Origin of the sequence: Rhizobium sp. 'Codium 1' (genome assembly GCF_020889605.1) — a bacterium.
GTDB lineage: Bacteria > Pseudomonadota > Alphaproteobacteria > Rhizobiales > Rhizobiaceae > Allorhizobium > Allorhizobium algae.
In genome coordinates this window covers 800,646-827,373 of sequence record NZ_JAJGPW010000002.1, presented here as the reverse complement: position 1 = coordinate 827,373, position 26,728 = coordinate 800,646, and the positions used below count along the sequence as shown (strand labels likewise).

The window sequence follows — 26,728 nt, the reverse complement described above, 5'->3', positions numbered from 1 at the left end:
GCGCGAGGTGGAGGAAAGAATGAGCGAGACACGAATTGCCGTCGAGGTTGTCGCGGCCGACAATGATCGGCGCGAGGCCGGACATCGCAGCGACTATCAGAGGCTGGGTGAAAAGCTTGCCCGCAGCTCGATCGACATCGAGGCGGTCACGGCAAAGGTCGCCGAGTTCTTTGTCGCTGTCCCTTCCTGGGGCGTCGGCACCGGGGGGACGCGGTTTGCCCGATTCCCGGGGCAGGGCGAGCCGCGTCACATCTTCGACAAGCTGGACGATTGCGGGGTGATCCAGCAGTTAACCCGCGCGACACCGACTGTGTCGTTGCATATCCCCTGGGACAAGGCGGACCCCAAGTCCTTGAAGGACAGGGCGGATGCGCTCGGGCTTGGTTTCGATGCGATGAATTCGAACACCTTCTCGGACGCCCCGGATCAGGCGCATTCCTACAAGTATGGCTCCCTAAGCCATGTGGACGCTGCGACGCGCCGCCAGGCCGTCGAGCATAATCTGGAATGCATCGAGATCGGCCGTGCGCTCGGCTCCAAGGCGTTGACCGTTTGGATCGGAGACGGGTCCAACTTCCCGGGACAGGCCAGTTTCACCCGTCAGTTCGAGCGCTACCTGGCTGCCATGGCGGATATCTACAAGGCATTGCCGGACGACTGGCGCCTGTTCTCCGAGCACAAGATGTACGAGCCGGCCTTCTACTCGACGGTCGTGCAGGACTGGGGCACGAATTATCTGATCGCACAGACCCTCGGCGAAAAGGCCTATTGCCTCGTCGATCTCGGCCACCACGCGCCGAACACGAACATCGAAATGATCGTCGCCCGGCTCATTCAGTTCGGCAAGCTCGGCGGATTCCATTTCAACGACAGCAAATATGGTGACGACGATCTCGATGCCGGTTCGGTCGAGCCCTATCGCCTGTTCCTGGTGTTCAACGAGCTGGTGGATGCGGAATATCGCGGAGTGAAGGGTTTCCATCCGGCCCACATGATCGACCAGAGCCACAACGTCACCGATCCGATCGAGAGCCTCATTTCCAGCGCCAACGAAATCCGCCGCGCCTATGCACAGGCCCTGCTGGTGGATCGGGTCGCCCTGGAAGGCTATCAGGGCGACAATGACGCTCTCATGGCGTCCGAGACGTTGAAGAAGGCCTATCGGACCGATGTCGAACCGATCCTGGCCGAAGCTCGGCGTCGTTCGGGCGGCGCCATCGATCCTGTGGCCGCCTATCGGGCGAGCGGTTATCGTGCGCAGGTGGCCAGCGAACGGCCGGCCGTCAAGGGTGGTTCCGGCGGCATCGTCTAGTCAGGGGGGCGGTCTGGTGTCGGCGCGGCGAGCGCCGGCCCAACAGTTCTCCGTCGGCGCCAATCACGATGCAGCAGTCTCGCTCGTGCGCAGATATCCCAGGACAGCATCCGCAATCATCGACTTGTGGCGGCCGTAAAGTTCCGGTTCGGACAGGTCACGCTTGAAGATCGTCCCGAAGGTGTAGCGGTTGGAAACGCGGAAGAAGCAGAAGGCACTGATCAGCATATGCACATCGATCGCGTCGGCGCGGCGTTTGAAGATCCCGCTTGCCAGACCCCGGTCGATAATGTCCTGCAGGGTGCGAATGACGGAAATGTTGAGCTCGGCGATTTCGCTTGATCGCTTCATGTGCATGGCGTGGTGGATGTTCTCGATGCTGACCAGACGGACGAAGTCGGGGTTGTGCTCGTCGTGATCGAAGGTGCTGCTGATCAATCGGCGAAGCGCTTCATCCGGCGGTAGTTCTTTGAGCTGCAGGTCCGCTTCCAGCGTACGGATCTTGCGATAGGCCTTTTCCAGAACGGCGAGATAGAGGCCTTCCTTGCTGCCATAGTAATAATAGATCATCCGCTTGGATGTGCGCGTCTTTTCCGCAATCGAATCGACCCGTGCGCCGGACAGGCCGAATTCGGCGAATTCCTCCGTCGCGACATCGAGAATGTCCTCCCGCGTCCGTTCGGGATCATTCCTGCGCGTTTCCCTCGCCGTCTTCGTCATATTGCTCCATCCAGGTCGGCGCTCCCGGCATTCATGCTGCGCACCGATCTTCTCGTTCATAGAGCCACCGCACCAACGCATCAAGCCGCCCGCCATTGACACTAACTAGTTAGTACATTATCGTCAGACGCAGGTTGGGAGGCCTGAGGCTATGGCATCGTCTTGCTTCGGAAATGGGAGCCGTCATGACAAGACAGCGTGACACATTGCGGGCCGGTCTGATCGGATATGGCATCCAGCGGTCACTGACGCCTGCCATGCATGTGCGGGAGGGGCGGGCTCATGGGCTCGACTATTCTTACGAACTTCTCGATCTCAACGAGCGCAAGCGCAGTGCCGATGACCTCGAAAGCCTGGTTGTCGAGGCGGAGGAGCGGGGTTTCTGTGGGCTGAACATCACATATCCCTGCAAGCAGAAGATTTTGCCGCTGCTTACCGAGATCACCGACGATGCGCGCAAGCTGGGTGCGGTGAACACCGTGGTGCTGCGGGACGGGAAGCGGATCGGTCACAACACAGACTGGTGGGGATTTTCCCAGGGTCTGCGACGGCAGCTGCCTGAGGCGGACCTGTCCTTCGTGGTCCAGATCGGTGCCGGGGGTGCTGGTGCGGCTACGGCCTTTGCCGCGCTGGAGATGGGGGCGAAGGCGCTTGCGATTTTCGATATCGACGAGATGAAATCTGCCGAGCTGGCGTCGCTGATGGCCGGTCTTTTCCCCGGCGCGCGCGTAGAGCCGGTTCGTGATCTCTCGGCCGGGATCGAAAAGGCGACGGGGCTGGTGCATGCTACGCCGATGGGTATGGACAAGTATCCGGGCATGCCGTTGCCAGCGGAGTTGCTCAGCCCGTCGCTCTGGGTTGCCGAGATCGTGTACTTTCCACTGGAGACGGCGCTTTTGCAGGCGGCACGTCGGTGTGGATGTCGGGTGGCGAACGGCGGCGGCATGGCCGTCTTCCAGGCGGTCGGGGCATTCTCCCTGTTTACCGGTATCGAGCCCGATGCGCACCGGATGCTTGATCATTTCCAGGCTCTGACCCAGGGAGAGCCGGCGTGAAGACCTCGATTGCAACCGTCTCCATCAGTGGTGAATTCGAAGAAAAGCTCGCAGCGATCGCGCGGGCCGGTTTCGATGCGGTCGAGATCTTCGAGAACGACTTCCTCGCCTTCGATCGGTCGCCAGCGGAAGTGGGTCAGATGGTCCGCGATCACGGCCTCGCCGTTTCGCTGTTTCAGCCGTTCCGCGATTTCGAGGGCATGCCCGAACCGTTCCGCTCACGCAATTTCGATCGTGCCGAGCGCAAGTTCGATCTGATGGCTGAGCTCGGCACGGACATGATGCTGATCTGCTCCAACACGTCACCTGTCTCTCTCGGTGGGGTCGATCGCGCTGCGGAGGACTTTCATGCGCTGGGCGAGCGGGCGGCCCACCGTGGCCTGAAAGTGGGCTTTGAAGCCCTCGCCTGGGGGCGGCATATCCATGATCACCGCGACGCCTGGGAGATCGTACGTCGTGCGGATCATCCCAATATCGGCCTGATCCTGGACAGCTTCCATACCTTGTCGCGCAAGATAGACCTGAACTCGATCCGCACGATCCCTGGCGATCGTATCTTCATCGTGCAGCTTGCCGACGCGCCGCTGATCGAGATGGATCTGCTCTACTGGTCGCGCCATTTCCGCAACATGCCGGGCGAGGGGGACCTGCCGGTTGTGGCCTTTATGGCGGCTGTCGCGGCAACCGGCTACAACGGCTATCTTTCGCTGGAGATCTTCAACGACCAGTTTCGTGGCGGATCGCCCGATGCCATTTCAAAGGATGGTCGACGCTCGCTCGTCAATCTCATGGACCAGGTGGCGCGAGCGGAGCCGGGGATCCGCATTCCGGTCCCGGCCATGCCGGATCGTGCGAAGGTCTCGGGTGTCTCCTTCATCGAATTTGCAGCTGGCGACGCCGAGGAGCGGGAGCTGGAGGCGCTGTTCGGCGTGCTGGGCTTTGATGCCGTCGCCAGGCACCGCAGCAAGGCCGTCACACTCTACCGTCAGGGCGAAATCAATCTCATCCTCAACAGGGAGGAGAAGGGCTTCGCCAACGCCTCCTATCTCGTTCATGGTGCCAATGCCTATGCGTTCGGCCTCATGGTCGACGATGCGGCTCTGGCGCATGCGCGTGCCCTGAAACTCGGAGCCGAGGATTTCAGGCAGTCGGTTGGGCCGGGCGAGTTGCAGGTGCCGGCAATCCGCGGTGTGGGTGGGGGTATCGTCTATTTCCTTGACCAGAAGAGCGATCTCGCTCGCATCTTCGACGTGGAATTCGTCAAGATCGAAGGGCGGCCTGGAGTAGATGCGGATGTCGGCCTGACCCGGATCGACCATCTCGCCCAGACGACGCGTTACGATGAAATGCTGACCTGGCTTCTCTTCTACACGTCACAGCTCGACGCCGACAAGACGCCGGTGGTGGACATTGTCGACCCGGCGGGCCTCGTCCGGAGCCAGGTGGTCGAGACACGGGATGGGCGGCTACGGATTACCCTCAACGGGGCCGAAAATCGCAACACGCTTGCCGGCCGCTTCATCGCCGAGACCTTCGGTTCCGGCATCCAGCATATCGCCTTCGAAACGAATGATATCTTTGCGACGGCTGCGGCTCTCGCCGCCAGGGGTTTCAACGCCCTCACCATCTCTCCCAACTATTACGACGACATCGAGGCGCGGTTCGGTCTCGATCCGCAGGTGGTCGAGCGGATGAAGCTTGCCAACATTCTCTATGATCGTGACGATGCAGGCGAGTATTTCCAGCTCTACTCGCCGACCTATGGGGAGGGCTTCTTCTTCGAAATCGTCGAGCGGCGCGGCTATCGGGGCTATGGCGCGCCGAACGCAATCTTCCGGATCGCAGCCCTCAAGCGTCACCTTCGTCCGAAGGGGATGCCAAGATGACAGCCCGTATGCTCCGATCCGTAGGGTCGCATCGCTTGTCTGCTTCCTTGCCGGGCCTGTGCGCAGCTTCAGTTTGCCACCGTCCCTCCGAGCGCAATCGTCAGGGATTGATCGATATGGCGGGAAAGCGCCAAGGCGGCGGCATCGGCCGAGCCTTCGAGCATGGGCGTGAGGAAGGCGATATGCTCCGCGATCACTCTTTTTGCATTGTCCCGGGTTACTCGAACCCTGGCCTGCGCCGTCATCCGGATCTTGATGGCCGTCACCCGATAGACGTTCGAGATCAGGCTGTTCTCCATGGAGTCGACCATGGCCGCATGCATTTGCCAGTCATAGACCTGAAGGTCGCGCAGGAACGTCTGGAGATCGACCGTGTCGTCCGTGGTCAGCCGGACGCTTGCCGCTCTGTGCCAGTCCACCCAGTCCCGGATGATGACCCGGTCGAGCCGCTGGATCAGATCTGGAATCGCACTGAGCTCGATCACGCGCCGCATCTGGTAGGCTTCCCGAATGAAGGTGACGTCGAGGCTCGGCACCATCAGTCCTCGTTGGGGCAGGGTCTGCAGAAGGCCCTCGGCCTCGAGGCGCGGGACGGCCTCGCGTATGGCGCTCAGCGTCATTCCGGTCGTCTCGACCAGTTCGCGCTGGGAAATGACCTGGCTCGGCCTGAGTTGGCCCCAGTTGAGAAGTTCTTCGATCCGGCTGTAGGCCAGTTGCCGGAGGGAGCTCTCGCTTCCGGCCGAGGCTTGCCGTGCCGTCGATCTGTCTTTCATGGCTTCACACTGTTCGCGTTCGGGGTTGATAGCAGCACACTAACATGTTAGTTCGATATCAGTAAGGCAAGATCGCTGTCCAGAGCGCGTTTCAGAACGTTTGGAGGAACGGGAGCGCGGAAAGGCAACGAAGAAATCCGGCATTTTCTATAGTCAAAACGGGAGGAGACTACGATATGAAACTTACAATGACACGCCGCTTCCTGATGGCATCGGCCATCACTTTCACGGCTCTGGCGGCAGGCGGCCCGCTTTCGTCCGTGCTGGCGCAGGACAAGCCGGTCATCCGGATGTCCACACCGGCATCCGAGACCGATCAACGTTCAGTCGCGCTTGCGACCGTCTTCGGTCCTGCGATCGACGAATTTGCTACCTATCAGCCGCACTACAACGCCTCGCTCGTGCCGCAGGGGTCCGAACTCGAAGCAATCGCTGCGGGTGACCTGGAAATGTCGATCACATCGGCGCAGGAGCTTGCGAACTTTCTGCCGGAATTCTCCATCTTCGCCACCGGCTACGTTCACCGCAGTGCACAGCATCAGGTCAACGTGTTCAACGACCCCCTGATGGATCCTCTCAAGCAGAAGGTGGAAAGCGATCTCGGCGTGAAGTTGCTCGCCGTCATGTATCTCGGAAAGCGCCATGTAAACTTGCGCTTCCCGCGTTCGGAAAAGAATGTGATGACTCCGGCTGATCTGGCTGGTGTCAATCTGCGCATGCCCGGCAGTGACGCCTGGCAGTTCCTCGGTCGTGCCATCGGTGCGAACCCGACGCCCATGGCTTTCACCGAAATCTACACCGGTCTGCAGACCGGCTCCGTCGATGGCCAGGACAATCCGCTGCCCACCGTCGTCGATGCGAAATTCTACGAAGTGACCAAGCAGGTCAGTTTGACGGCCCATCTCGTCGACTTGAACTACATCGCCTTCTCCAAGGCGGTCTGGGACAAGTTGAGCGCAGAACAGCAGGCGGCGGTTCAGAAGGCTGCCGAAGACGCGGCCCAGTCCGGCCGTGAAGGTCAGTTGAAGAAGGAAGACGAGCTGGTCGCTTTCCTGACGCAGCAGGGTCTGGAAGTCTACGAGCCCGATCTCAATGCCTTCCGCACGCATGTGCAGGCACAGTATGTCGGGTCGGAGTTCGCCAAGGCCTGGCCGGAAGGCATGCTCGACAAGATCAATGCTCTCGCCGACTGAGCGACATAACCAGTGAAGCGGGCTGGAGAGACATCTCCAGCCCGCTCGTCCAACGCTGCGTCCTGGCAAAGGTGACGATGTGTCCTCTTTATCCAAACTGTTTCGTACATCTGCAGAGGCGGTCGCTGCAGTCCTGATGGCCTCCATGTTCGCGACGTTCATCCTGCAGGTGCTCGTGCGCTACACGGCGCGCATGCCCTGGGTGGCCGAAAACATCCCGTTCCTGGAGCCGGCCAATTTCGGATGGACGCTCGAGTTTTGCCTTGCCGTATGGGTCTGGCTGATTTTCTGGGGGAACAGTTTTGTCGTTCGAGTGGAGGACCACGTCACGTTCGATGTGCTCTTTGTGTCCGTGTCCCCCAGGGTCCAGCGCATCTTCACAGTCATTACCGGGCTTGCTGTCGCGGTAGCGCTTCTGATCTCCATCGCCCCGACCTGGGATCGGCTCTACATTCTTCGGCTGAAGAAGACCGCTACCCTGGGAGATCTGTTCGGCGACTGGATCCGGATGCGGGACGTCTACATGATTTACATTGTCTTCCTCGTCGCCGTTGCGGTTCGCTACTTCTGGCAGGTCTGGAGGGCGCTTCGCGAAAGCCTCAACGATCCTGCCAATCCGGGCCAGACGGGAGGCCAGGCATGAGCGTCGCCTTTCTTCTCTGCATCGTCATTCTTCTGGGCCTGGCCGTCATGGGGACGCCGATCGCCTATGCGATCCTGGTTGCATCCTTTGCCTATCTGGCGGCCACCGGCCAGAGCGTCGGCATCAGTGGCAAGATCCTGATCGACGGGCTTTATCAGAGCTTCATCCTGCTTGCGGTGCCGCTCTTCATCATCGCGGCCAACATCATGAATGCCGGGTCTGTATCCGATCGCCTGCTGCAGTTCTGCGTGGCGCTGGTCGGACGTTTCCGGGGTGGCCTCGGCCATGTGAACATCCTCTCCTCGCTCGTCTTCTCCGGCATGTCGGGTTCGGCCATTGCCGATGCCGCCGGTATCGGCAAGATGATCATCGACATGATGGTGAAGTCTGGCCACTACACGCGCGGCTATGCCGCGGCGATCACGGCAGCTTCTGCCACCATCGGGCCGATCATTCCCCCGTCAATCCCGATGGTCCTCTATGCGCTGGTCTCGAACACCTCAATCGGCTTCCTCTTTCTTGGCGGGATTGTGCCGGGCCTGCTGATGGGGGGCGTGCTGATGGTCATGAATGCCTGGATTTCCCGGAAGCGGGGCTTTGCCAAGCATGAACCCGTTCCGCTCAAGGATTTCCCGGCGCTCACGATCAATGCAGGTCCGGCGCTGATGATGCCTGCGATCCTGCTCTATGGGATCTATGGCGGCGTCACGACGCCGACGGAGGCTGCGGCCGTTGCGGCTTTCTATGCGCTGATCCTCGCCACGATCTTCTACCGGTCTCTCAGCTTCAAGCATTTCTACGAGATCCTGGTCAGCAGTGCGCGCTCGTCGGCGGCTGTCGGCCTGATCATCGGCGGTGCACTCATCCTCAACTACATCGTTGCGTCCGAGAACATCCCGACAGTGGTCGCCAATGCGCTTGTCGGGCTGGATGTGCATCCTCTCGTCTTCATGCTTGGTATCAACCTTCTGCTCCTGGTTCTCGGCTGCTTCCTCGATGCGTCGACGATCATCCTCGTCATCATTCCGCTGTTCATCCCGACATGCCGTGCGCTTGGTATCGACCTCGTGCATTTCGGCGTGGTCGCTGTGGTGAATTGCATGATCGGATTGATCACCCCGCCCTACGGTATCCTGCTCTTCGTCATCAACGCCGTGACCCGGATACCGCTTGCGGAAATCATCCGTGAAATCTGGCTGTTCCTCGCCGCACTTCTCGTGGCGCTCCTGCTGCTGATCCTCATACCCGACATCACCCTGATGCTGCCGCGAGCCCTCGGCTATGCCGGCTGATCAATATTACTTCCCATTTCGAGGTGCCTCCCATGCCGCATAATTTTCACGGGATCTTCCCTGTGGTGATCACGCCCTTCGACGAAGGCAATACGATCGACTGGGATGGATATTCCCGGCTGATCGAATGGTACATCGACCACGGCTCGCATGGATTGTTTGCGGTCTGCCAATCTTCGGAGATGATGTTTCTCTCGCTGGAAGAGCGGTGCGCCCTGGCGGACTTCACGGTCCGGCAGGTGAAGGGGCGCGTGCCGGTCGTTGCCTCCGGGCATATCTCGCAGAGCATGGACGACCAGAAGGCGGAATTGCGGGCCATGGCGCAGACGGGCGTCGATGCGGTCGTGCTGGTCACAAACCGGCTCGCGGCCGCCGACGAAGATGCGTCCGTCTTCATGGCGCGCATGCAGGACCTGCTTGGGTCGCTGCCCACCGAGATGATGCTGGGTCTCTACGAGTGCCCGGCGCCGTATCGCCGCCTGCTGACGGACGACGAGGTGAGATGGTGTGCCGAGAGCGGCCGCTTCGCCTTCCTGAAGGATGTCTCCTGCAATCTCGACCACATCAAGCGCCGTCTTGCCATTGTCGACAACACGCCGCTGGCGATCAACAATGCCAATGCGGCAATTGCCTGGCCCTTCCTGCAGTCTGGCGGTCACGGTTTCTCGGGCGTCATGAACAATTTTCATCCCGACCTTTATCGCTGGCTGTATGATCACGGTGCCGCTCATCCGGAGCTGGCGGCGGAACTCGACACATTCCTCGTCCTGTCCGCAATGTCGGAGAGTTTCGGTTACCCGAAGCTCGCCAAGCACTATCACCAGCGCATGGGCACCTTCGCCCATGTCCACAGCCGCGCCGTTCCCCACGATATCACGGAGCGTCACTGGGCCGTGGAAACGATCCTCGACCATATCGCGACGGGCGCCGAGCGCTTTCGATCCAGAATTGCGAACGCTTGATGCGCACCTGAGGAACCGGGCGCCTTGCGCCTCCCGGTCGGCAAGGACAGTCCGATCGGATGCGCGATCAGGGCCCGATTGGGTCAATTTGACGGGCATGGGCGAAGGCTAATCGCTTAACACTTCACGCCCCTTGGGGCGCCGGCTCGTGATGACGGTCGACCTCGCTGGGGTGATCGCGCCCGCCCGGTTCGACGCTCATCGGTTCTGTTGCCATCAACCGGCAGTAAAGCGCCGTTCATGGAGATGGCGACCTGACCGGCAGACGCGGCGCGCTGCGTATGTCGGAGCGTAGTCCGGGGTGTATACAGCATGGCCAATCCTGAGTGTGTTTTGGCAGGTTATATGCATTGAGGCAGGCTGGGGTTGACTCATTGTATACATTATGGCTTCCTGTTTGGCGATTGAGGAGGAGCTGTGATGTCCAAACCCACCTTTCCGCTGAATGCCTGGTATGCTGCGGCATACGACGTCGAACTGAAGCGTCAGCTTCTGCCGCGCACCATCTGCAACAAGCCTGTCGTCCTGTATCGCAAGGAAAATGGAACGCCCGTCGCGCTTGCCGATGCCTGCTGGCACAGGCTGGTGCCGCTGTCGCTGGGGCGGCTGGAGGGCGACAATGTGGTCTGCGGCTATCACGGCCTCGAATTCGACGATACTGGCCGTTGTGTATACATGCCCTCGCAGGACACGATCAATCCGTCGGCCTGTGTGAAGTCCTATCCGATCGCCGAGAGGCATCGCTTCATCTGGATCTGGCCGGGCGATCCCGCTCTCGCCGATCCCGCGCTCGTGCCCGACATGCATTGGAACAATGATCCCGCTTGGGCGGCCGACGGCAAAATGATCGAGGTGAAGTGCGATTATCGCCTCGTCGTCGACAACCTGATGGACCTCACCCACGAAACCTTCGTGCACGGGTCCTCCATCGGCAATCGTGCTGTCGCCGAGGCGCCGTTCGAGGCGAGCCATTCGGATCGCTTCGCCTATATCACCCGTTGGATGGATGACATCGAGCCGCCGCCCTTCTGGCGCAAGCAGTATGGCCGACCGGGCAAGGTCGACCGCTGGCAGATCATCCGCTTCGAGGCCCCTTGCACGGTCACCATCGACGTCGGTGTTGCAGAGGCCGGCACCGGAGCCAAACACGGCGACCGGTCCCAGGGTGTGAACGGTTATGTGCTCAACACGATCACGCCGTCGACGGACAAGACCTGTCTCTACTTCTGGGCCTTTGCCCGTAACTATGATCTCGGCAATCAGGCACGTACCCATGAGCTTCGGGAAGGGGTCGCTGGTGTTTTTCGTGAGGATGAGGTTGTGCTCGAGGCGCAGCAGCGGGCGATCGAGGCCAATCCCGATCATCAGTTCTACAACCTCAACATCGATGCCGGGTCGATGTGGGCCCGTAAGCTCATCGACCGGATGATCGATGCGGAGCTTACACCGCAGCGTGGCCCCCATTCCGTTGCGACGGAGTAACGGCATGGGTCCCGATACAGAAAAAGCCCCCAAGCAGCAGACTGCCAAGGCACTTCTGGGGCTCCGGGATCTCATCCTGACCGGCGAGATCGAACCGGGCGAACGCTTGTCGGAGGTCGCACTCGCGGAGCGCCTCTCTGTGTCCCGCACACCGCTGCGTGCCGCCCTGCAGCGGCTGGAGCAGGAGGGGCTGGTCGCGCTCATCCCCTCCGGCGGCTATGCCGTGCGCTCGTTCAGTCGGCAAGAGGTGATCGATGCCATCGAGTTGCGCGGTGTTCTGGAGGGCACTGCTGCAAGATTGGCGGCCGAGCGGGGTGTGACGCCTGCGCGGATGAAGGCCATTCGCGAGGTTGTGGCCCAGCTGGACGAGGTCCTGCAAGCCGAGGCCCACGCGATGGATTTCGAGCGTTACGAGGCGCTTAACGGCAAGTTCCATCGGTTGCTCTGGGATCTCGCCGGCAGTGAGGTTTTGCGGCGGGAAGTCGAGCGCATGACGAGCCTGCCCTTTGCGAGCCCCAATGCCTTCGTGAACACGGAGTCAAATGCGCCGGCCTTCCATAGAACGCTGATCGTGGCGCAGGCGCAGCACAAGGCGATCGTGGCGGCGATAGAATTGCGGGAGGGGGCACGCGCCGAGGCCTTGGCGCGTGAACATGCGCGCCTGGCGCGGCAGAACCTGGATTTCGTGCTGGAGGAGCAACCCGATCTGCGCCGTAAGGTGCTGGCGCTTGTCTTGATGGCGGGCTGATCGGTTTGGCAAAGTAAAGTTGAGGGAGGACTTCATGCGTTCCAAGCTGGAATGGCGCCCGGCGCGTGTCATTCAGATCGAGACCCCTGCCGAGGATGTGCGGGCAGTGACCTTTGCGGTCGAGGGGCTGCGGTCCGCCTTCGATCCCGGCTCGCATACCAATATCAAGGTCGTCATTCGAGGCGAGCCGGCCATCCGGACCTATACGGTGCTGCCGAGTGCGCCAGGCACCCTGAAGATTGCGGTGAAACTGCACCCCAACAGCCGCGGCGGATCTGCCTTCGTCTGGGCTATGGCAATTGGCGACCAAACCGAGATGACCGAACCGGAGAACCGTTTCGAGCTGTCCTGGCGGGCCTCGCGCTACCTGCTGATCGCCGGCGGTATCGGCATCACGCCAATCTACGGGATGGCGAAGGCGCTTGTCGGGCGCGGGCAATCCGTTCGGCTGATCTATGGCGCCAAGAGCCGGGGGCAGATGGCTTTTGCCGACGAACTGGGCGAATTGCTCGGGGACGGGCTGGAGGCCTACATCCAGGATGAAGGGCGGACCTTCGATCTCGCAACCGAGTTCGCAGCGCTGCCGGCCGATGGCGAGGCCTATATCTGCGGTCCGCATGGTCTGCTCGAGGCTGCGCGATATGCTTGGCGGGAAAGTGGGCGGTCCATGAGCCGTCTGCGCTTCGAGGTCTTCGGGGACAGTGGGCGTTTCGCCGAGCAGCCTTTCTCGGTCACCATTCCGCAATATGGCCGGACGGTCGAGGTGCGTGCCGACCAGACCATGCTGGATGCGCTGACGGAGGCAGGCATCGACATGGTCTATGACTGTCGGCGCGGCGAATGTGGGCTCTGCGCTGTCAACATCGTCGACGCCTCGGCGCCGCTCGATCATCGCGATGTGTTCTTCTCTCCCGAAGAGCGGCACGAAGGCGAGAAGATGTGCGCCTGTGTCTCGCGGGCCGTGGGCGGCAACGTCACGATCGACACGGGCTATCGTCTGGAAGCGCGTCGCGTCTAAGCACAAGGCGTGCGCGGCGCGTCAGCCGCTTTCACCCTCGATCAGCGTCATCGGCCAAAGGCGGCGGCGGACAGCGTCTGGGTAGTGATGAGCGAAGTCCGGCATGGTGGCCAGCAGGCTTTCGGCCAGTGCCACGCCGAGCGCCCTCAAATCCGGACGGAAGCAGGTGAGAACCGGGTTCAGAAACTGTGCCTGGGGGCTGTACTGGCCAATGACGGCGATGTCCTTTCCAGGCTTCAATCCGACTTCCTGCAGGCCGCGGTAGAAACCGACCACGGTTGCCTCGTTGAGGAGGATGATCGCGGATGGCCGATCGCGCGATTTCATCACCTGCTGGGCAACGTTGTAGCCGCCCGGCTCGTTCGGGCCCGAGCGATAGACATTGGCCGGGTCGAGTTCGAGCCCGTGGCGGGCAAGCACGACGCGGCAGTGGTTTTCGAAGACGTGGCCAAGGTTGATGTCGCCATGCGGTCGGCTCATCGCGATCCGCCTGTGACCCTTGGCGACAAGACGTTCGACTGCATCTTCCGCCATGCCCTCGAAATCCAGATCGTACCAGGGCTGTCCGACATCGGTCTGGCTTCGCCCCAGCGTGATGAAGGGAATCTTCGTTTTCTGCAGGAGCTCGAAGCGCGGATCCTGAAATCGGGTCGCCGACAGGATAATGCCATCGGCAAATCCGCGCGCAACGATACGTTTCAGATAGTCATCGGGATCTTCTTCCGACGAGCAGAGCAGGGCGACCAGATCAAGCTTGTGGCGGGTGAGCACCGTCTGCATGCCGTCGAAGACGCGCAAGAAGAACGTATCGCCCTGGCCGTTGATGTCGTGGCCGGTCTGCATCATGAAGCCGATGATGCCGGTCGCGCCCTTGCGCAGAGAGCGTCCTGCCTGGTTCGCGACATAGCCCAGTTGTTCGGCCGCTTCCAGTACGCGCCGCCGCGTCTCCTCATTGACATCGGGCTTGCCGTTCAGGGCGCGGGACACGGTGCCAATCGATATGTCGAGGTGTTCGGCCAGTTGCCGGATGCCCTTCATCTGTCCCTCCGCTGAAACGCCGTCCGTAATCGTTTACGAAATCTCTATTGACACATCGATCGTCTGCTTCATAGTGTCGTAAACGTTTACGAGATGTGCGGAGAGGGAGTTCCGCTCATCCTTTGGGAGGATAGCCGTGACGTTAAGGGCCGTTTTGTGCGGATGCGGAGCTATGGCCAAGGGCTGGCTCCGGGCGCTTCAGTCTTCCGAGCTTCGGAATGAGGTCGAGATCGTCGGCCTCGTGGATCTCGACCTTTCGGTGGCAAGAACACTTGCAGCCGAGTTCGGTCTTGATCGTGCCGATATCGGAACAGATCTCGCCACCGTTATCGACACGACGCAGGCGGACATGGTTTTCGACGTGGTCGTGCCGTCTGCCCGCTCTACCGTCGTCTCGACGGCACTCCGGCGCGGCTGCCACGTTCTCTCGGAGAAACCGCTTGCGGCTTCCATGGAGGAGGCAAAGGCTCTGCTCGCGCTTGCTGCGGAAACTGGCCGGGTGCATGCCGTTGTGCAGAACCGCCGCTTCATCTCCGGTGTCCGGCGCCTACGCCGCGCCGTGGAGGACGGGCTCGTCGGAGAAGTGAGCGGCATACACTGCGACTTTTTCATCGGGCCTCATTTCGGCGGTTTCCGCGAGGCGATGGACAATGTCCTCCTGCTGGACATGGCCATCCACACCTTCGATGCGGCCCGTTTCATCTCGGGTAGGCAGCCGCTCTCGGTCTATTGTGTCGAAAGCAATCCTTCGGGGTCCTGGTACGCGCACGGCGCATCGGCCAATGCCATTTTCAAGCTTTCCGGCGGCGCCGTCTTCACCTATCGCGGCTCATGGTGCGCCGAGGGTCGACGTACGAGCTGGGAGAGCGCCTGGAGGTTGGTCGGCTCCAAGGGCATGATCACCTGGGACGGGGAGGAGGCCTTCGAGGCGACAATCGCCGGCGGCGAGCCAGGTTTGCTGCGCGGCCATCAGGTTCTGCCCATGCCCTCGGCACCCGACGAGAACCAAACACATGGGCACGCAAGCGTGCTCGTTGATTTCATCCGCGCGGTCAAATCCGGACGTCGACCGGAGACCGCGAGCGACGACAATATCAAGAGCCTTTCCATGGTGTTCGGCGCGATCGAGAGCGCCCGGACCGGACTTCCCGTCAGCATTTCAGTCGAAGGACATTGAGCCCGTGAGCACTCCTGCAAAATCCATCCGCATCGGAACCATGGTCAGCGCCAGCGGCGGCAAGGCGGCCGAGCGGATCGGTCAGATCGCCGATATGGGGTTCGAGAGCTTCGAGCCATTTTTCTGGCAGACGACGAATGGCCAGGATCTCGCCGAGCTCGGCAAGCGTTGTGTCGAGGCGATCGGCGATCGCGACATCACGATCTCGACGCTCGGCATGTTCGGAAACCCCCTCGAGGAAACCGACATGGACCTTCAGACGCTGCAGGGATGGAAGGACTGCATCGACAATGCGCATCATTTCGGCGCGACCTGCGTCGCCGGATTTACGGGACGCATTCGTAACCGTCCACTGACGGATAGCCTTCCGCGTTACCGCCAGATCTGGAGCGAGCTTGCGAAGCGCGCAGCCGACAAGGGCGTGAAGATCGCGTTTGAAAATTGCGCCATGGACGGTAACTGGCAGACCGGCGACTGGAATATTGCCCATAATCCGGATGCCTGGGAGCTGATCTTCAACGAGATACCGGATGATCATATCGGGCTCGAATGGGAGCCCTGCCATCAGATGGTCTATCTGATCGACCCGATCCCGCAGATCCGCAAATGGGCGCACAAGTTCTTTCACGTCCATGGCAAGGACGCGACGATCCGCTGGGACGTCATTCGCGAACACGGTGTCTTCGGCAAGCATCCCTTCGTCTTCATGCGCACGCCGGGCTTCGGCGACACCAACTGGACGGATGTGATCTCGGAGCTTCGGCTCGCCGGCTGGTCCGGCTCGATCGATATCGAGGGCTGGCATGATCCCGTTTATCGCGACGCGCTGGAGATGACCGGTCAGGTGCATGGCCTGAACTATCTGAAGAATTGCCGGGGCGGAGACTTCGTCGCCGATCCGCAATGAGACTGCCAGCCGGCTTGGAGGAAGCCGGCGAAACGACAAGGTCAAACCCCAAGGAGGAGAGCATGTCTATCAAGAATTGCCTGATGGCTGGCGCGCTGGCGCTGGCTTCCGTGTCCGGGCTCGCTATGGCGGCCCATGCACAGGAAGAAGTCACCATCACCATCTGGAGCCTCGACAAGCCGGAGCAGCCGGCCTGGAACCTCGCCCGCGAATTCGACGAGAAGGAGCCGGGCATCAAGGTCGAATATCGCCTCGTGCAGTTTGACGATGTGGTGAGCGAAGCCATGCGCGCCTATTCGACAGGCCAGGCGCCCGACATCATTGCCGTCGACAATCCGGAGCATGCGCTCTTTGCCTCGCGTGGCGCCTTCCTCGACCTGACGGACCGCATTGCCAAATCCGAAGTCATCAGTCCGGCCAATTATTTTCCTGGCCCGCTGAATTCCGTCACCTGGGACGGCAAGATCTTTGGCGTGCCGAAGGCGACGAACACGATTGCGCTCTACTACAATGCGGACATGTTCAAGGAGAAGGGGCTTGATCCCGACAAGCCGCCGCAGACCTGGGCAGAACTCATCGATGCCGCGCGCAAACTGACTGATCCCGCAAAGAACGTTTACGGCCTCGCCTTCTCTGCAAAGGCCAGCGAAGAGGGCACCTTCCAGTTCCTGCCCTGGGCGCAGATGGGCGGCGGTGGCTACGAGAAGATCAATGCTGATGGTGCCGTGAAGGCACTTGAAGCCTGGAAGACAATCATGGACGAGAAGCTTGCCTCGCCTGATAGTTTGACCCGTGGACAGTGGGACTCAACCGGTACCTTCAATTCCGGCAATGCAGCGATGGCCGTCTCCGGCCCGTGGGAGCTGAACCGCATGTCGGACGAAGCCAAGTTCGACTGGCGTGTGACGCTTCTGCCGGTGCCGGAACCCGGCGCCGAGCGCTCCTCGGCCATGGGTGACTTCAACTACGCGATCTTTTCGAACAGCAAGCATCCTGAGGAAGCCTTCAAGGCGCTCGAGTACTTTGCTTCGCAGGACAATGTGATGTTCGAGAAATACGGTCAGCTCCCGGCCCGCTCCGACATCACGCTGCCGGCCACCGGCAACGAAAAGAAGGACGCAGCGCTGAAGGTTTTCCAGGAGCAGCTGCAGTTCGCCAAGGCTCGTGGTCCGCATCCGGAATGGCCGAAGATCTCCAAGGCGATCCAGGATGCCATTCAGGCGGCACTGACCGGCCAGATGACACCGAAGGAAGCGCTCGACCAGGCGGCTGAAACCATCGCTGCCGTGACCGGGTAACAAAACGGTACGGACCCTTTCCCTGTCCATGTGGGAAAAGGCTGCCCGTACCTCATCAACCTCCCGGAGGGCCGTCCTCGTTCCCAAATCGCGGGGGCGGCCCGACCGGAGATTTCCATCGCGATGCGGAGACCCTCATGCGCAAGATCCTGTCCAGCCTGACTGATGGCCGTGGCTTCGACATCGGCCTCGTCGGACTGCCGCTCGCCTTTCTCTTTGTCCTGTCCGGCCTGCCGCTTCTCTACAATGTGCTGATGAGTTTCCAGGAAGTCGACATGTTTTCGCTGGGCACGTTCTTTCGCCCCTTTGTCGGCTTCAAGAACTATGTCTCGCTGTTTTCCCAGCGGGAGACCTGGCCGATCTTTACCAACACCGCCATCTTCGTCGGCGCTTCGATCGCCGGCCAGTTCCTCTTCGGCTTTGGGCTTGCCCTGTTCTTCTGGACGAATTTTCCCGGAGCATCCTGGCTGCGCGGGCTGTTTCTCGTCTCCTGGGTCATGCCCGGCCTTGTCGTCGGCGCGGTCTGGAACTGGATCCTGTCCGGTGACTTCGGTGTCCTCAATTTCTTTCTTCGGGAAGCAGGCTTCATCTCGGAAAACATCTTCTGGCGCTCTGACCCGAACTATTCGCTCTGGGCCGTGGTCATCGCCAATATCTGGCTCGGGACTTCCTTCAACATGATCCTGCTCTCCGTCGGCCTGTCCGGCATCCCGAAAGACCTCTACGAGGCGGCCGAACTCGACGGCGCCAATGTCTGGCAGCGGTTCTGGACGATCACCCTGCCGATGATGCGCTCCACGATCGGTGCAATCATCTCGCTCGGGCTGATCTTCACGCTTCAGCAGTTCGACCTCTTCGCCGCCATTACCTCCGGCGGGCCCAACAACGCCTCGAATGTCGCGCAGTACTGGGCCTGGGACCAATCCTTCCGGCAATATGATTTTGCCCGCGGTGCGACGATATCCGTCATCATGATCATCTTCGTGATGCTGGCTTCCGTCGTTTATGTACGTTCGACCCGGCAGGAGGTGCGCGGATGAGCGAGATCTGGCGCAACCGACTGATGCTGACGATCGCGATCCTGCTTGCGGCGATCTATCTGTTCCCGCTCTACTGGATGTACCTCACCACGCTGAAGACGGGTTCAGCGATGTTTGCGACTCCGCCCAGCTTCTGGCCGAGCGATCCGCAGTGGGGCGCCTACGTGTATGTCTGGGAGAGCCGAAACCTCGCCCGGTACATGTGGAATTCGCTCGTCATCGCATTCGGCGCGGTGGCGCTGATCACCTTGCTCGGGACGGGCTGTGCCTATGTGCTTGCCCGCTACCGCAACGGCTGGATCGATGTCGGGCTTTTCCTGATCCTCATGCTGCAGGTTCTGCCGGCTTCCCTGATGATCACGCCGATCTTTGTCGGCTTCTCGCAGGTCGGGATGCTGGAATATCCCAGGACTGCCGTCATCATCGCAATTGCCGCGAAAAGCATGCCCTTCTTCGTCGTGCTCGTGCGCGCTACGTTCATGAGCGTGCCGATCGAACTTGAGGAGGCTGCACTTGTCGATGGCAATTCGCGCATCGGCGCCTTCTTCCACATCGCGCTGCCGCTTGCTCGCAACGGCATCCTGGTCGCCGCCATCCTGATCTTCATGCAGGCTTTTGGCGAGTTCGTCTATTCGAAGTCGATCATTCAGGATGCGGAATTCCAGCCAGCGAGCGTGGGCCTCAATTCCTTCATGGGGCCAAACACCAACGAGTGGAACAACATCATGGCCTTTGCCTCGATCTATGTGACGCCGATCCTCGCAGCCTTCGTCCTTCTGCAGCGCCGGATTGTCTCCGGGCTCACGTCTGGAGCTCTCAAATGACCCATCAGATCGAACTATCCGGCGTCAACAAATACTATGGCGCCTATCACGCCCTGCGCGACATCGACCTGAAGATCCGCAAAGGCTCTTTCGTCGCGCTTGTCGGCCCGTCTGGCTGCGGCAAGTCCACGCTTCTGCGGTCGTTGGCCGGTCTTGAGAGCATTTCTGCCGGCGACCTGGTGATCGCCGGCAAGCGGATGAACGGGGTCCCGCCGCGCAAGCGCGACCTTGCCATGGTCTTCCAGTCCTATGCGCTCTATCCGCATATGACCGTCGAGGAGAACCTTACCTATTCGCTGCGCATTCGCGGCGTGAAGAAGGCCGAAGCCAGGAAGGCCGCGGAGGAGGTGGCGGCAACCACGGGGCTTTCAAACCTGCTGCATCGCTACCCGCGCGAACTCTCCGGCGGCCAGCGCCAGCGTGTCGCCATGAGCCGGGCGATCATCCGTCATCCCAAGGCGTTTCTCTTCGACGAACCGCTTTCCAATCTCGACGCGGCGCTGCGCGTTCACATGCGAAAGGAGATCCGTTCGCTGCATGACCGGCTCGGCGCGACTTCCGTCTATGTCACCCATGACCAGATCGAGGCCATGACAATGGCGGATCATGTCGTCGTCATGCGCCAGGGTGTGATCGAACAGCAGGGGCCGCCGCTTGAGCTCTACGATCGGCCGGTCAACAAGTTCGTCGCTGGTTTCATCGGCTCGCCGGCCATGAATTTCATTCCGGCGACGATCGGTGCAGATGGCAAGTCGCTCGTGCTCGATCTCGAAAGCCCCCAGACCATCGCTCTCGATCGACCCATCCCGACGGCTTCAAACCTGATCGTCGGATTGCGGCCAGAGCACTTGCGACTGGTGCCCGATCACGAGGCCAAAATCCGGCTCCCTGTCGGCGTCGTCGAGAGCACGGGCTCGATGACCTACATTACGTCGGCCAGTCAATCGGAAATCAATGTGGTCGTCTCGGAGCGGCAGTCTCTCCGGCATGGCGAGACAATGTCGCTCGGCTTCGATCCGGCGCATCTGCATCTGTTCGATGCCGTCACCGAAACGCGGATCGATCTCACGGAATGATCCACAGCCAGACCGTCAGATGTCCAGCGTCGTCTGGCGCTCCCAGACGGTGAAATGCGTGCAGTAGCCGTTCCACTCGTCATGCTTGAGCTTGAGATAGGCCTCTGAAAACTCCGTGCCGAGCGCAGCTTTCAACTCGTCGTCCTTTTCGAAGGCGCGGAGCGCGTCGAGGAGGTTCAGCGGCAGCCGGGGCGCATCCTTCACCATGTGTCCTTCGCGGTACATGTCGATGTCATAATGCGGTCCGGGATCGGCATTGCTCTTCAGCCCGCTCAAGCCCGCCGCAATGATGATCGACTGCAAAAGATAGGGGTTCACGGCGCCGTCAGGCAGTCGCAGTTCAAAGCGGCCAGGACCGGGCACGCGGACCATGTGGGTGCGGTTGTTTCCGGTCCATGTCACCGTGTTCGGTGCCCATGTGGCACCGGAAACCGTCCGTGGCGCATTGATGCGCTTGTAGGAGTTGACCGTCGGATTGGTAATCGCGGCCAGGGCGGAAGCATGTTTCATGATGCCGCCAAGGAAGGTCTTGCCCTTGGCGGAGAGGCCGAAGGGCATGTCCTTGTCGGCGAAGGCATTGACCTTCCCATCGCGGTCCCAGACCGAGATATGGGCATGGCAGCCGTTACCCGTCAGGCCCTTGAAGGGTTTGGGCATGAACGTGGCGCGCAGCCCATGTTTTTCCGCCACGGACTTGACCATGAACTTGAAGAAGGAATGCTTGTCGGCGGTCTTCAGCGCGTCGTCATATTCCCAATTCATCTCGAACTGGCCGTTCGCGTCCTCGTGGTCGTTCTGATAGGGCTTCCAGCCGAGTGACAGCATGTGGTCGCAGATTTCGGCGATCACATCGTAGCGACGCATGAGCGCCTGCTGGTCATAGCAGGGCTTCTCGGCGGTGTCGTACGGGTCCGAAATCGCCTCGCCATCGGGCGAAATCAGGAAGAATTCCGGTTCCACGCCGGTCTTGACGCGAAGCCCGAGCTCCGCTGCCTCGGCGACCAGCTTCTTCAGCATCACGCGTGGCGCCTGGGCCACCGGCTGATCGTCCATCATGCAATCGGCGGCGACCCAGGCGACATCCTGCTTCCACGGCAGCTGGATGACCGATGATGCATCGGGAATGGCAAAGAGGTCGGGATGGGCCGGTGTCAGATCGAGCCAGGTGGCAAAGCCCGCAAAGCCAGCGCCGTCCCTCTGCATCTCGGCGATTGCCTGTGAGGGGACCAGCTTGGCGCGCTGGGCGCCGAAGAGGTCCGTATAGCTGATCATGAAATATTTGATGCCCCGCTCCGCAGCGAAGCCTGCCAGATCCTGTGTCACGTCGTTCCCCTGTTTTTATGGATTGAGACACATGTTCAGATAAGAAGAATGGCCGCATCCGTGGGAGTCGGATGCGGCCATCAGGATTTCTAGAAAGCTCCCTTGCCGGGAAACCAGCTGGTGCCGGCGAGTGGCACCTGGGCCATGGCGGCGGCCTCCATCGTGAGCGCGCAGAGGTCCTCCGGCTCCAGATTGTGCAGCTTGTTCTTGCCGCAGGCGCGGGCGATGGTCTGCGCCTCCAGCGTCATCACCTTCAGATAGTTGGCGAGCCTGCGTCCGGCAGCGACCGGATCGAGGCGGGCGGCAAGCTCGGGATCCTGGGTGGTGATGCCGGCCGGGTCCTTGCCCTCGTGCCAGTCGTCATAGGCGCCAGCGGTGGTGCCAAGTTGTCTGTATTCCTCTTCCCATTGCGGATCGTTGTCCCCGATCGCAACGAGTGCTGCCGTGCCGATTGCCACGGCGTCTGCGCCGAGGGCCAGAGCCTTGGCGACATCTGCGCCAGAGCGGATGCCTCCCGAAATCACCAGCTGGACCTTGCGATGCATGCCGAGATCCTGCAGCGCTTGAACGGCGGGGCGGATACAGGCAAGCGTCGGCATGCCGACATTCTCGATGAAGACGTCCTGCGTTGCAGCCGTTCCGCCCTGCATGCCATCCAGCACCACGACATCCGCGCCGGCCTTCACGGCAAGGGCTGTGTCATAATAGGGGCGGGCGCCGCCGACTTTCACATAGATCGGCTTTTCCCAGTCTGTGATCTCGCGCAGTTCGAGGATCTTGATCTCCAGATCATCGGGGCCGGTCCAGTCCGGGTGGCGGCAGGCGGAGCGCTGGTCGATGCCCATCGGAAGGTTGCGCATCTGCGCGACGCGATCGGAAATCTTCTGGCCGAGCAACATGCCGCCGCCGCCGGGCTTGGCACCCTGGCCGACCACGATCTCGATCGCATCGGCGCGACGCAGGTCTTTCGGGTTCATGCCGTAGCGGGACGGAAGATACTGATAGACCAGCTTTTCGGAATGGCCGCGCTCCTCGTCGGTCATGCCGCCGTCGCCCGTCGTCGTCGATGTGCCTCCGAGCGTCGCGCCGCGCCCGAGCGCTTCCTTGGCATTGCCCGAGAGCGCGCCGAAGCTCATGCCAGCGATGGTGATCGGGATCTTCAGCTCGATCGGCTTTTTCGCAAAGCGGGTGCCGAGGACAACCGAGGTGTCGCACTTCTCGCGATAACCCTCGAGCGGATAGCGGGAGATCGAGGCGCCGAGGAAGAGCAGGTCGTCGAAGTGTGGCACCTTCCGCTTCGTGCCGCCGCCGCGGATGTCGTAGATGCCGGTTGCGGCCGCACGGCGGATCTCGGCGAGCGTATGGTCATCGAAGGTGGCGGACTTGCGCGGCGGGGTGAAGGGGTTGTGGTAGCTCATGAGCTTTTCCTCGCCTCAATACGCGTCGGCATTGTCAATGTTGAAATTGTAGAGCTTGCGGGCCGATCCGTAGCGCTTGAACTCATCGGGCTTGGCCTGCGTCACACCGGCTTTGCCCAAGAGTTCGGCGAGCTTTTCAAGATGTTCCGGGCGCATCTCTTTCTCGATGCAATCGGCGCCGAGGCTCTTCACCGAGCCTCGAACGAAGAGCTTTGCTTCGTAGATGCTGTCGCCCAGCGCTTCGCCTGCGTCGCCGCAGACAATGAGGTGACCCGATTGACCCATGAAAGCGGACATATGGCCGATCGAGCCGTGCACGACGATGTCGATGCCCTTCATGGAGATGCCGCATCGGGAGGCTGCATTGCCCTTGATGACGAGCAGGCCGCCGCGACCTGTGGCACCGGCATACTGGCTGGCGTCGCCCTCGATCACGACAGTGCCGGACATCATGTTTTCGGCCACGCCCGGACCGGCGGAGCCATCAACGGTGACCGTCCCGCCATCATTCATGCCGGCGCAGTAGTAGCCCACGGAACCCTTGACCTCGACCGTCACAGGACCATCGATGCCGACGGCAACCGCATGGTGACCGCGCGGGTTTACCACTTCGAACAGGGTGTCGTTCGAGCCTGCGCCGAGATTGTGGAGCGCGCTGTTCAATTCTCGAAGCGGGGTTTGGGAGAGGTCGAAGACTGGCATTCGGCAAGCTTTCTCGAAGGGGAGCGGATCAGGCGGCCTTGTCGTGGTCCCAGAAATAGACGGTAGCCGGTTCCGGCTCCCAGACTCGGGCGGTCTCGATGCCCGGCAGGTTGACGAGGGCGCGATACTCGGAACCGAAGGCGACATACTGGTCGGTCTCGGCCATGACGGCGGGCTTGCAGGCGATAGGGTCGCGCACGACACCGAAACCTGTCTTGGTCCCGACGACAAAGGTGAAGAAGCCGTCGAGATCGTCCAACGCGCCGGTCAGGGCCTGGCCGAGGTCCTTGCCCTTTGCCATTTGTGCCGTGAGATAGGCGGCGGCCACTTCAGAGTCGTTCTGCGTCTCGAAACGCATGCCTTCACGGATCAGCTCGCGGCGCAGGTTGTTGTGGTTCGACAGAGAGCCGTTGTGCACCAGGCATTGGTCTGCCCCCGTTGAAAAGGGGTGTGCGCCAAGGGTGGTTACGGCGCTCTCCGTTGCCATGCGGGTATGGCCGATGCCGTGCGTGCCGCCCATGGACCGGACGCCGAAGCGCTGAACGACATCCTTCGGCAGACCGACTTCCTTGAAGATTTCGACGCTCTCGCCGGAGCCCATGATGCGGACGTTCGGCCGGATTTCGGCAAGGACCGGACGAATTGCCGCCAGTTGTCCCATGTCGATCGCGATGACCGCATGGGTGCTCTTGAGGCAGACTTCGGCGTCGATGCCGGCCTGGGCGAGATCATCGACCAGCCCGGCGAAATCGCCTTCGGGAGTTGCCGACTGGATGGTGATCTTGGCGGTCTTTCCATCCACGCCGCCGTAAATGGCGATGCCGGCCGAGTCCGGCCCACGGTCGGTCATGGTGATCAGCATGTCAGAGAGCAATTCGCCCAGCCGAGGCTCCAGCGACTTGTCTTTCAAAAACAGACCCACGATTCCGCACATGCTGCGACCTCCGTACTTGATGAGGTAGGGCTAGCAGTCACACAGGTGAAAATCAATCGTAAGGAATAAAGTTTTCTTCGTGGGCAACTAGCGCCGTTGGGGATAGGAAATGATCGAAAGGTAGCGTGCAGGCAGGGTGACGAGTTCTTCCGGGCCGTGCGGTGCATCGGCGTCGAAGAAGAGGCTATCGCCCATCCGCATGCGGTAGAGGCTGTCCCCGTGACGATAGACGACTTCGCCTTCCAGCATGTAGAGGAACTCCATGCCTTCGTGCTGGAAGGTCGGGAAGACGTCGGATTCAGCATTCAGGCTGATGAGATACGGCTCGACGACCACGCCTGAGCTATTGTTCTCGATATGCCCGAGCAGGCTGTAGTGGTGACCGGCACGGGTTCCCCGGCGCTCAAGATTCACACCTTCGCCCGCCTTGACGAAACTTGCCGACTTCGGCTCCTCAAATCCCTTGAAGAAGGCCGTGATCGGCATGCCCAGCGCCTTCGACAGCGCCTGAAGCGTTGTCAGCGAAGGCGATATGTTGCCGTTCTCGATCTTCGAGAGCATGCCGACCGACATGCCGGTGGATGCGGCGAGATCGGCGACCGTGATCCCGAGTTTCTTGCGATATGTGCGGACCTCGTGGCCGATTGCCATTTCCAGATTGTTGGCGCGGGGCTCGCGCACGGCATGGGGATCCTGCGTCAGCGCAGGCTTACGTTCTTTCGGCGCTGCCTTCGGGGTCTTGGCCATCGGTCCTCCACATGCTTCGCCAGTAATGCCGGCTTCAGCTCATGCTCTAGCGGATTTTGACCCTGTACCCAATGGGCAACGTGCCCGATCAAACCCCGACGAAAAGCAGAACTGCGAGCACGAGTGCGGCCAGGAACACGGTATCTGCGACGAGAAGGCCAATGGCTCGACCACCGATCTTGAAGACTTCGGGCAGGGAGGTTTTCACGCCAACGGCAGCAATGGCGACGAGAAGGGCCCAACGGGAAAGTGTGCCTGCCCAATCCGCGACGATTGGCGGAATGGCGATCATCGAGTTCACAGCGGCAAGCAGCAGAAAGGCCACCACGAAGCCCGGCAACAGCGGCGGGCGCTTGAGATCGCCGGAGACAGTGCTTCGGAAGGCGAGTGCTGCCACCAGAACCACAGGTGCAAGCATGGTGACGCGGATGAGCTTGACGAATACGGCAGTCTCACCTGCTGGCACGGATACGGAGAAGCCGGCGCCGGCAACCTGCGCGACATCATGGATTGTCGCACCGAGGAATATGCCGGTCTGGTGATCATCCAGTCCCGCCAGACTTGCGAGGATCGGGTAGAAGATCATCGCGAGCGTCGACAGCATCGTGACGCCGATGACCGTGAAGACCATCTGCTGGTCGGCTTCCTTGCTGCGGTTGCCGAGGGCCGCCGAAATCGCGAGGGCGGCAGAAGCGCCACAAATGGCGACCGCGCCACCGGTCAGGACGCCGAAGGGCGTGCCTTGTCCAGAGAGGCGTGAGGCGAGGATGCCGAATGCGATGGTGAGAAGGACGGCGCTGACGATCATCACGATCACTGCGGCACCCAGTTCGGCGAACATTGCAACGCTCACCCTCAGGCCGAGCAGGGCGATGCCAAGGCGAAGAACGGTACGCGAAGCGAAGTCGAGACCGGCTGTAGTCTTCGGGTCTTCGGCCAGGAAATGCAGGGCAAGCCCGATGAGGATCGCAAGCAGCATGGCCGGTGCGCCATAGTGTTCCGACAGGAAGGCCGATGCCAATGCGATGAGAACGGTCACCGAAAGTCCGGGGAACAGCATCTGCCAGCGCGCGCTCATGGTCGGAGACTGGCGCTCCCGCTCCGGATCGGGCGAGACGTTTGACGGTTCTGGCATGGATCACCTCTGGAATTTCGCCCGG

The 26,728-nt window shown here is 61.1% G+C and carries 25 protein-coding genes; 16 read left to right on the top strand and 9 right to left on the bottom strand.

Annotated elements, in window-relative coordinates; all coding sequences use genetic code 11:
• Positions 1 to 19: 19 nt before the first annotated feature.
• Positions 20 to 1,312: an L-rhamnose catabolism isomerase gene (gene rhaI / locus LJE98_RS09070; protein ID WP_229574829.1), complete on the top strand. Its 1,293-nt coding sequence runs from the start codon at positions 20 to 22 to the stop codon at positions 1,310 to 1,312.
• 63 nt (positions 1,313 to 1,375) lie between these two features.
• On the opposite strand, the gene LJE98_RS09065 is transcribed toward rhaI, so the two are convergent.
• The gene (locus tag LJE98_RS09065) at positions 1,376 to 2,032 is read right to left on the bottom strand and encodes a TetR family transcriptional regulator (protein ID WP_229574828.1); all 657 of its coding nucleotides are present in this window, start codon (positions 2,030 to 2,032) and stop codon (positions 1,376 to 1,378) included.
• A 185-nt stretch (positions 2,033 to 2,217) separates the two neighbouring features.
• On the opposite strand from LJE98_RS09065, the gene LJE98_RS09060 reads away from it, so the two are divergent.
• A complete protein-coding gene (locus tag LJE98_RS09060; protein WP_229574826.1) occupies positions 2,218 to 3,087 on the top strand; it encodes a shikimate dehydrogenase in 870 nt (289 codons plus the stop codon).
• On the top strand, positions 3,084 to 4,973 hold the full coding sequence (locus tag LJE98_RS09055; RefSeq protein WP_229574825.1) for a bifunctional sugar phosphate isomerase/epimerase/4-hydroxyphenylpyruvate dioxygenase family protein: 1,890 nt from the start codon (positions 3,084 to 3,086) through the stop codon (positions 4,971 to 4,973). The genes LJE98_RS09060 and LJE98_RS09055 overlap by 4 nt, the downstream gene beginning before the upstream one ends.
• Before the next feature lie 68 nt (positions 4,974 to 5,041).
• On the opposite strand, the gene LJE98_RS09050 is transcribed toward LJE98_RS09055, so the two are convergent.
• Positions 5,042 to 5,746 (bottom strand): GntR family transcriptional regulator, encoded by a 705-nt coding sequence (locus LJE98_RS09050; RefSeq protein WP_229574824.1) that lies wholly within the window; start codon positions 5,744 to 5,746, stop codon positions 5,042 to 5,044.
• 176 nt (positions 5,747 to 5,922) lie between these two features.
• Between LJE98_RS09050 and dctP the strand changes: the two genes are divergently transcribed.
• From dctP to LJE98_RS09015, 7 genes are all read left to right on the top strand, one after another.
• Positions 5,923 to 6,939, top strand: coding sequence for a TRAP transporter substrate-binding protein DctP (gene dctP, locus LJE98_RS09045; RefSeq protein WP_229574822.1), 1,017 nt, complete (start codon positions 5,923 to 5,925; stop codon positions 6,937 to 6,939).
• Between the two features lie 145 nt (positions 6,940 to 7,084).
• The gene (locus LJE98_RS09040; RefSeq protein ID WP_229574821.1) at positions 7,085 to 7,582 is read left to right on the top strand and encodes a TRAP transporter small permease; all 498 of its coding nucleotides are present in this window, start codon (positions 7,085 to 7,087) and stop codon (positions 7,580 to 7,582) included.
• Positions 7,579 to 8,874 (top strand): TRAP transporter large permease, encoded by a 1,296-nt coding sequence (locus LJE98_RS09035; protein ID WP_229574820.1) that lies wholly within the window; start codon positions 7,579 to 7,581, stop codon positions 8,872 to 8,874. The genes LJE98_RS09040 and LJE98_RS09035 overlap by 4 nt, the downstream gene beginning before the upstream one ends.
• A gap of 32 nt (positions 8,875 to 8,906) precedes the next feature.
• A complete protein-coding gene (locus LJE98_RS09030) occupies positions 8,907 to 9,836 on the top strand; it encodes a dihydrodipicolinate synthase family protein (protein ID WP_229574819.1) in 930 nt (309 codons plus the stop codon).
• Between the two features lie 420 nt (positions 9,837 to 10,256).
• Positions 10,257 to 11,318, top strand: coding sequence for an aromatic ring-hydroxylating dioxygenase subunit alpha (locus LJE98_RS09025; protein ID WP_229574818.1), 1,062 nt, complete (start codon positions 10,257 to 10,259; stop codon positions 11,316 to 11,318).
• Positions 11,319 to 11,322: 4 nt separating this feature from the next.
• Positions 11,323 to 12,066, top strand: a complete 744-nt coding sequence (locus LJE98_RS09020) for a GntR family transcriptional regulator (protein ID WP_229574817.1) — start codon at positions 11,323 to 11,325, stop codon at positions 12,064 to 12,066.
• Positions 12,067 to 12,100: 34 nt separating this feature from the next.
• Positions 12,101 to 13,084 (top strand): PDR/VanB family oxidoreductase, encoded by a 984-nt coding sequence (locus tag LJE98_RS09015; RefSeq protein ID WP_229574816.1) that lies wholly within the window; start codon positions 12,101 to 12,103, stop codon positions 13,082 to 13,084.
• 21 nt (positions 13,085 to 13,105) lie between these two features.
• On the opposite strand, the gene LJE98_RS09010 is transcribed toward LJE98_RS09015, so the two are convergent.
• Positions 13,106 to 14,122 (bottom strand): LacI family DNA-binding transcriptional regulator, encoded by a 1,017-nt coding sequence (locus LJE98_RS09010; RefSeq protein WP_229574815.1) that lies wholly within the window; start codon positions 14,120 to 14,122, stop codon positions 13,106 to 13,108.
• A gap of 136 nt (positions 14,123 to 14,258) precedes the next feature.
• Here LJE98_RS09010 and LJE98_RS09005 point away from each other — a divergent pair, with 136 nt between their 5' ends.
• From LJE98_RS09005 to LJE98_RS08980, 6 genes are all read left to right on the top strand, one after another.
• The gene (locus LJE98_RS09005) at positions 14,259 to 15,299 is read left to right on the top strand and encodes a Gfo/Idh/MocA family protein (protein ID WP_229574814.1); all 1,041 of its coding nucleotides are present in this window, start codon (positions 14,259 to 14,261) and stop codon (positions 15,297 to 15,299) included.
• 4 nt (positions 15,300 to 15,303) lie between these two features.
• Positions 15,304 to 16,206 carry a sugar phosphate isomerase/epimerase family protein gene (locus tag LJE98_RS09000; protein WP_229574813.1) on the top strand — a complete coding sequence of 301 codons (903 nt, stop codon included), beginning with the start codon at positions 15,304 to 15,306 and terminating at the stop codon, positions 16,204 to 16,206.
• Between the two features lie 62 nt (positions 16,207 to 16,268).
• Complete coding sequence (locus tag LJE98_RS08995; protein WP_229574812.1) at positions 16,269 to 17,504, top strand: ABC transporter substrate-binding protein; 1,236 nt, start codon at positions 16,269 to 16,271, stop codon at positions 17,502 to 17,504.
• Positions 17,505 to 17,641: 137 nt separating this feature from the next.
• Positions 17,642 to 18,544, top strand: a complete 903-nt coding sequence (locus tag LJE98_RS08990) for a carbohydrate ABC transporter permease (RefSeq protein WP_229574811.1) — start codon at positions 17,642 to 17,644, stop codon at positions 18,542 to 18,544.
• The gene (locus tag LJE98_RS08985) at positions 18,541 to 19,368 is read left to right on the top strand and encodes a carbohydrate ABC transporter permease (protein ID WP_229574810.1); all 828 of its coding nucleotides are present in this window, start codon (positions 18,541 to 18,543) and stop codon (positions 19,366 to 19,368) included. The genes LJE98_RS08990 and LJE98_RS08985 overlap by 4 nt, the downstream gene beginning before the upstream one ends.
• Positions 19,365 to 20,444 (top strand): ABC transporter ATP-binding protein, encoded by a 1,080-nt coding sequence (locus LJE98_RS08980; RefSeq protein ID WP_229574809.1) that lies wholly within the window; start codon positions 19,365 to 19,367, stop codon positions 20,442 to 20,444. Before LJE98_RS08985 ends, LJE98_RS08980 begins: the two co-directional genes overlap by 4 nt.
• A gap of 15 nt (positions 20,445 to 20,459) precedes the next feature.
• Here the strand turns inward: LJE98_RS08980 and glnT are convergent, their stop codons facing one another.
• The 6 genes from glnT to LJE98_RS08950 all read right to left on the bottom strand — a co-directional run bounded on the left by glnT (position 20,460) and on the right by LJE98_RS08950 (position 26,703).
• The gene (gene glnT, locus LJE98_RS08975; protein ID WP_229574808.1) at positions 20,460 to 21,767 is read right to left on the bottom strand and encodes a type III glutamate--ammonia ligase; all 1,308 of its coding nucleotides are present in this window, start codon (positions 21,765 to 21,767) and stop codon (positions 20,460 to 20,462) included.
• An 89-nt stretch (positions 21,768 to 21,856) separates the two neighbouring features.
• Positions 21,857 to 23,185 carry an FMN-binding glutamate synthase family protein gene (locus LJE98_RS08970; RefSeq protein WP_229574807.1) on the bottom strand — a complete coding sequence of 443 codons (1,329 nt, stop codon included), beginning with the start codon at positions 23,183 to 23,185 and terminating at the stop codon, positions 21,857 to 21,859.
• 15 nt (positions 23,186 to 23,200) lie between these two features.
• Positions 23,201 to 23,887: a GXGXG domain-containing protein gene (locus tag LJE98_RS08965; protein WP_229574806.1), complete on the bottom strand. Its 687-nt coding sequence runs from the start codon at positions 23,885 to 23,887 to the stop codon at positions 23,201 to 23,203.
• Positions 23,888 to 23,915: 28 nt separating this feature from the next.
• A complete protein-coding gene (locus LJE98_RS08960) occupies positions 23,916 to 24,821 on the bottom strand; it encodes a class II glutamine amidotransferase (RefSeq protein WP_229574805.1) in 906 nt (301 codons plus the stop codon).
• A gap of 87 nt (positions 24,822 to 24,908) precedes the next feature.
• A complete protein-coding gene (locus tag LJE98_RS08955) occupies positions 24,909 to 25,568 on the bottom strand; it encodes a helix-turn-helix domain-containing protein (RefSeq protein ID WP_229574804.1) in 660 nt (219 codons plus the stop codon).
• Positions 25,569 to 25,656: 88 nt separating this feature from the next.
• Positions 25,657 to 26,703, bottom strand: a complete 1,047-nt coding sequence (locus LJE98_RS08950; RefSeq protein WP_229574803.1) for a YeiH family protein — start codon at positions 26,701 to 26,703, stop codon at positions 25,657 to 25,659.
• Between the last annotated feature and the right edge of the window lie 25 nt (positions 26,704 to 26,728).

Bases quoted from the DNA above. Each gene is read 5' to 3' on its own strand.
- rhaI (WP_229574829.1), top strand. From the start codon at position 20: ATGAGCGAGACACGAATTGCCGTCGAGGTTGTCGCGGCCGACAATGAT.
- LJE98_RS09065 (WP_229574828.1), bottom strand. From the start codon at position 2,032: ATGACGAAGACGGCGAGGGAAACGCGCAGGAATGATCCCGAACGGACG.
- LJE98_RS09060 (WP_229574826.1), top strand. From the start codon at position 2,218: ATGACAAGACAGCGTGACACATTGCGGGCCGGTCTGATCGGATATGGC.
- LJE98_RS09050 (WP_229574824.1), bottom strand. From the start codon at position 5,746: ATGAAAGACAGATCGACGGCACGGCAAGCCTCGGCCGGAAGCGAGAGC.
- dctP (WP_229574822.1), top strand. From the start codon at position 5,923: ATGAAACTTACAATGACACGCCGCTTCCTGATGGCATCGGCCATCACT.
- LJE98_RS09040 (WP_229574821.1), top strand. From the start codon at position 7,085: ATGTTCGCGACGTTCATCCTGCAGGTGCTCGTGCGCTACACGGCGCGC.
- LJE98_RS09035 (WP_229574820.1), top strand. From the start codon at position 7,579: ATGAGCGTCGCCTTTCTTCTCTGCATCGTCATTCTTCTGGGCCTGGCC.
- LJE98_RS09030 (WP_229574819.1), top strand. From the start codon at position 8,907: ATGCCGCATAATTTTCACGGGATCTTCCCTGTGGTGATCACGCCCTTC.
- LJE98_RS09025 (WP_229574818.1), top strand. From the start codon at position 10,257: ATGTCCAAACCCACCTTTCCGCTGAATGCCTGGTATGCTGCGGCATAC.
- LJE98_RS09020 (WP_229574817.1), top strand. From the start codon at position 11,323: ATGGGTCCCGATACAGAAAAAGCCCCCAAGCAGCAGACTGCCAAGGCA.
- LJE98_RS09015 (WP_229574816.1), top strand. From the start codon at position 12,101: ATGCGTTCCAAGCTGGAATGGCGCCCGGCGCGTGTCATTCAGATCGAG.
- LJE98_RS09010 (WP_229574815.1), bottom strand. From the start codon at position 14,122: ATGAAGGGCATCCGGCAACTGGCCGAACACCTCGACATATCGATTGGC.
- LJE98_RS08995 (WP_229574812.1), top strand. From the start codon at position 16,269: ATGTCTATCAAGAATTGCCTGATGGCTGGCGCGCTGGCGCTGGCTTCC.
- LJE98_RS08990 (WP_229574811.1), top strand. From the start codon at position 17,642: ATGCGCAAGATCCTGTCCAGCCTGACTGATGGCCGTGGCTTCGACATC.
- LJE98_RS08985 (WP_229574810.1), top strand. From the start codon at position 18,541: ATGAGCGAGATCTGGCGCAACCGACTGATGCTGACGATCGCGATCCTG.
- LJE98_RS08980 (WP_229574809.1), top strand. From the start codon at position 19,365: ATGACCCATCAGATCGAACTATCCGGCGTCAACAAATACTATGGCGCC.
- LJE98_RS08970 (WP_229574807.1), bottom strand. From the start codon at position 23,185: ATGAGCTACCACAACCCCTTCACCCCGCCGCGCAAGTCCGCCACCTTC.
- LJE98_RS08965 (WP_229574806.1), bottom strand. From the start codon at position 23,887: ATGCCAGTCTTCGACCTCTCCCAAACCCCGCTTCGAGAATTGAACAGC.
- LJE98_RS08960 (WP_229574805.1), bottom strand. From the start codon at position 24,821: ATGTGCGGAATCGTGGGTCTGTTTTTGAAAGACAAGTCGCTGGAGCCT.
- LJE98_RS08955 (WP_229574804.1), bottom strand. From the start codon at position 25,568: ATGGCCAAGACCCCGAAGGCAGCGCCGAAAGAACGTAAGCCTGCGCTG.
- LJE98_RS08950 (WP_229574803.1), bottom strand. From the start codon at position 26,703: ATGCCAGAACCGTCAAACGTCTCGCCCGATCCGGAGCGGGAGCGCCAG.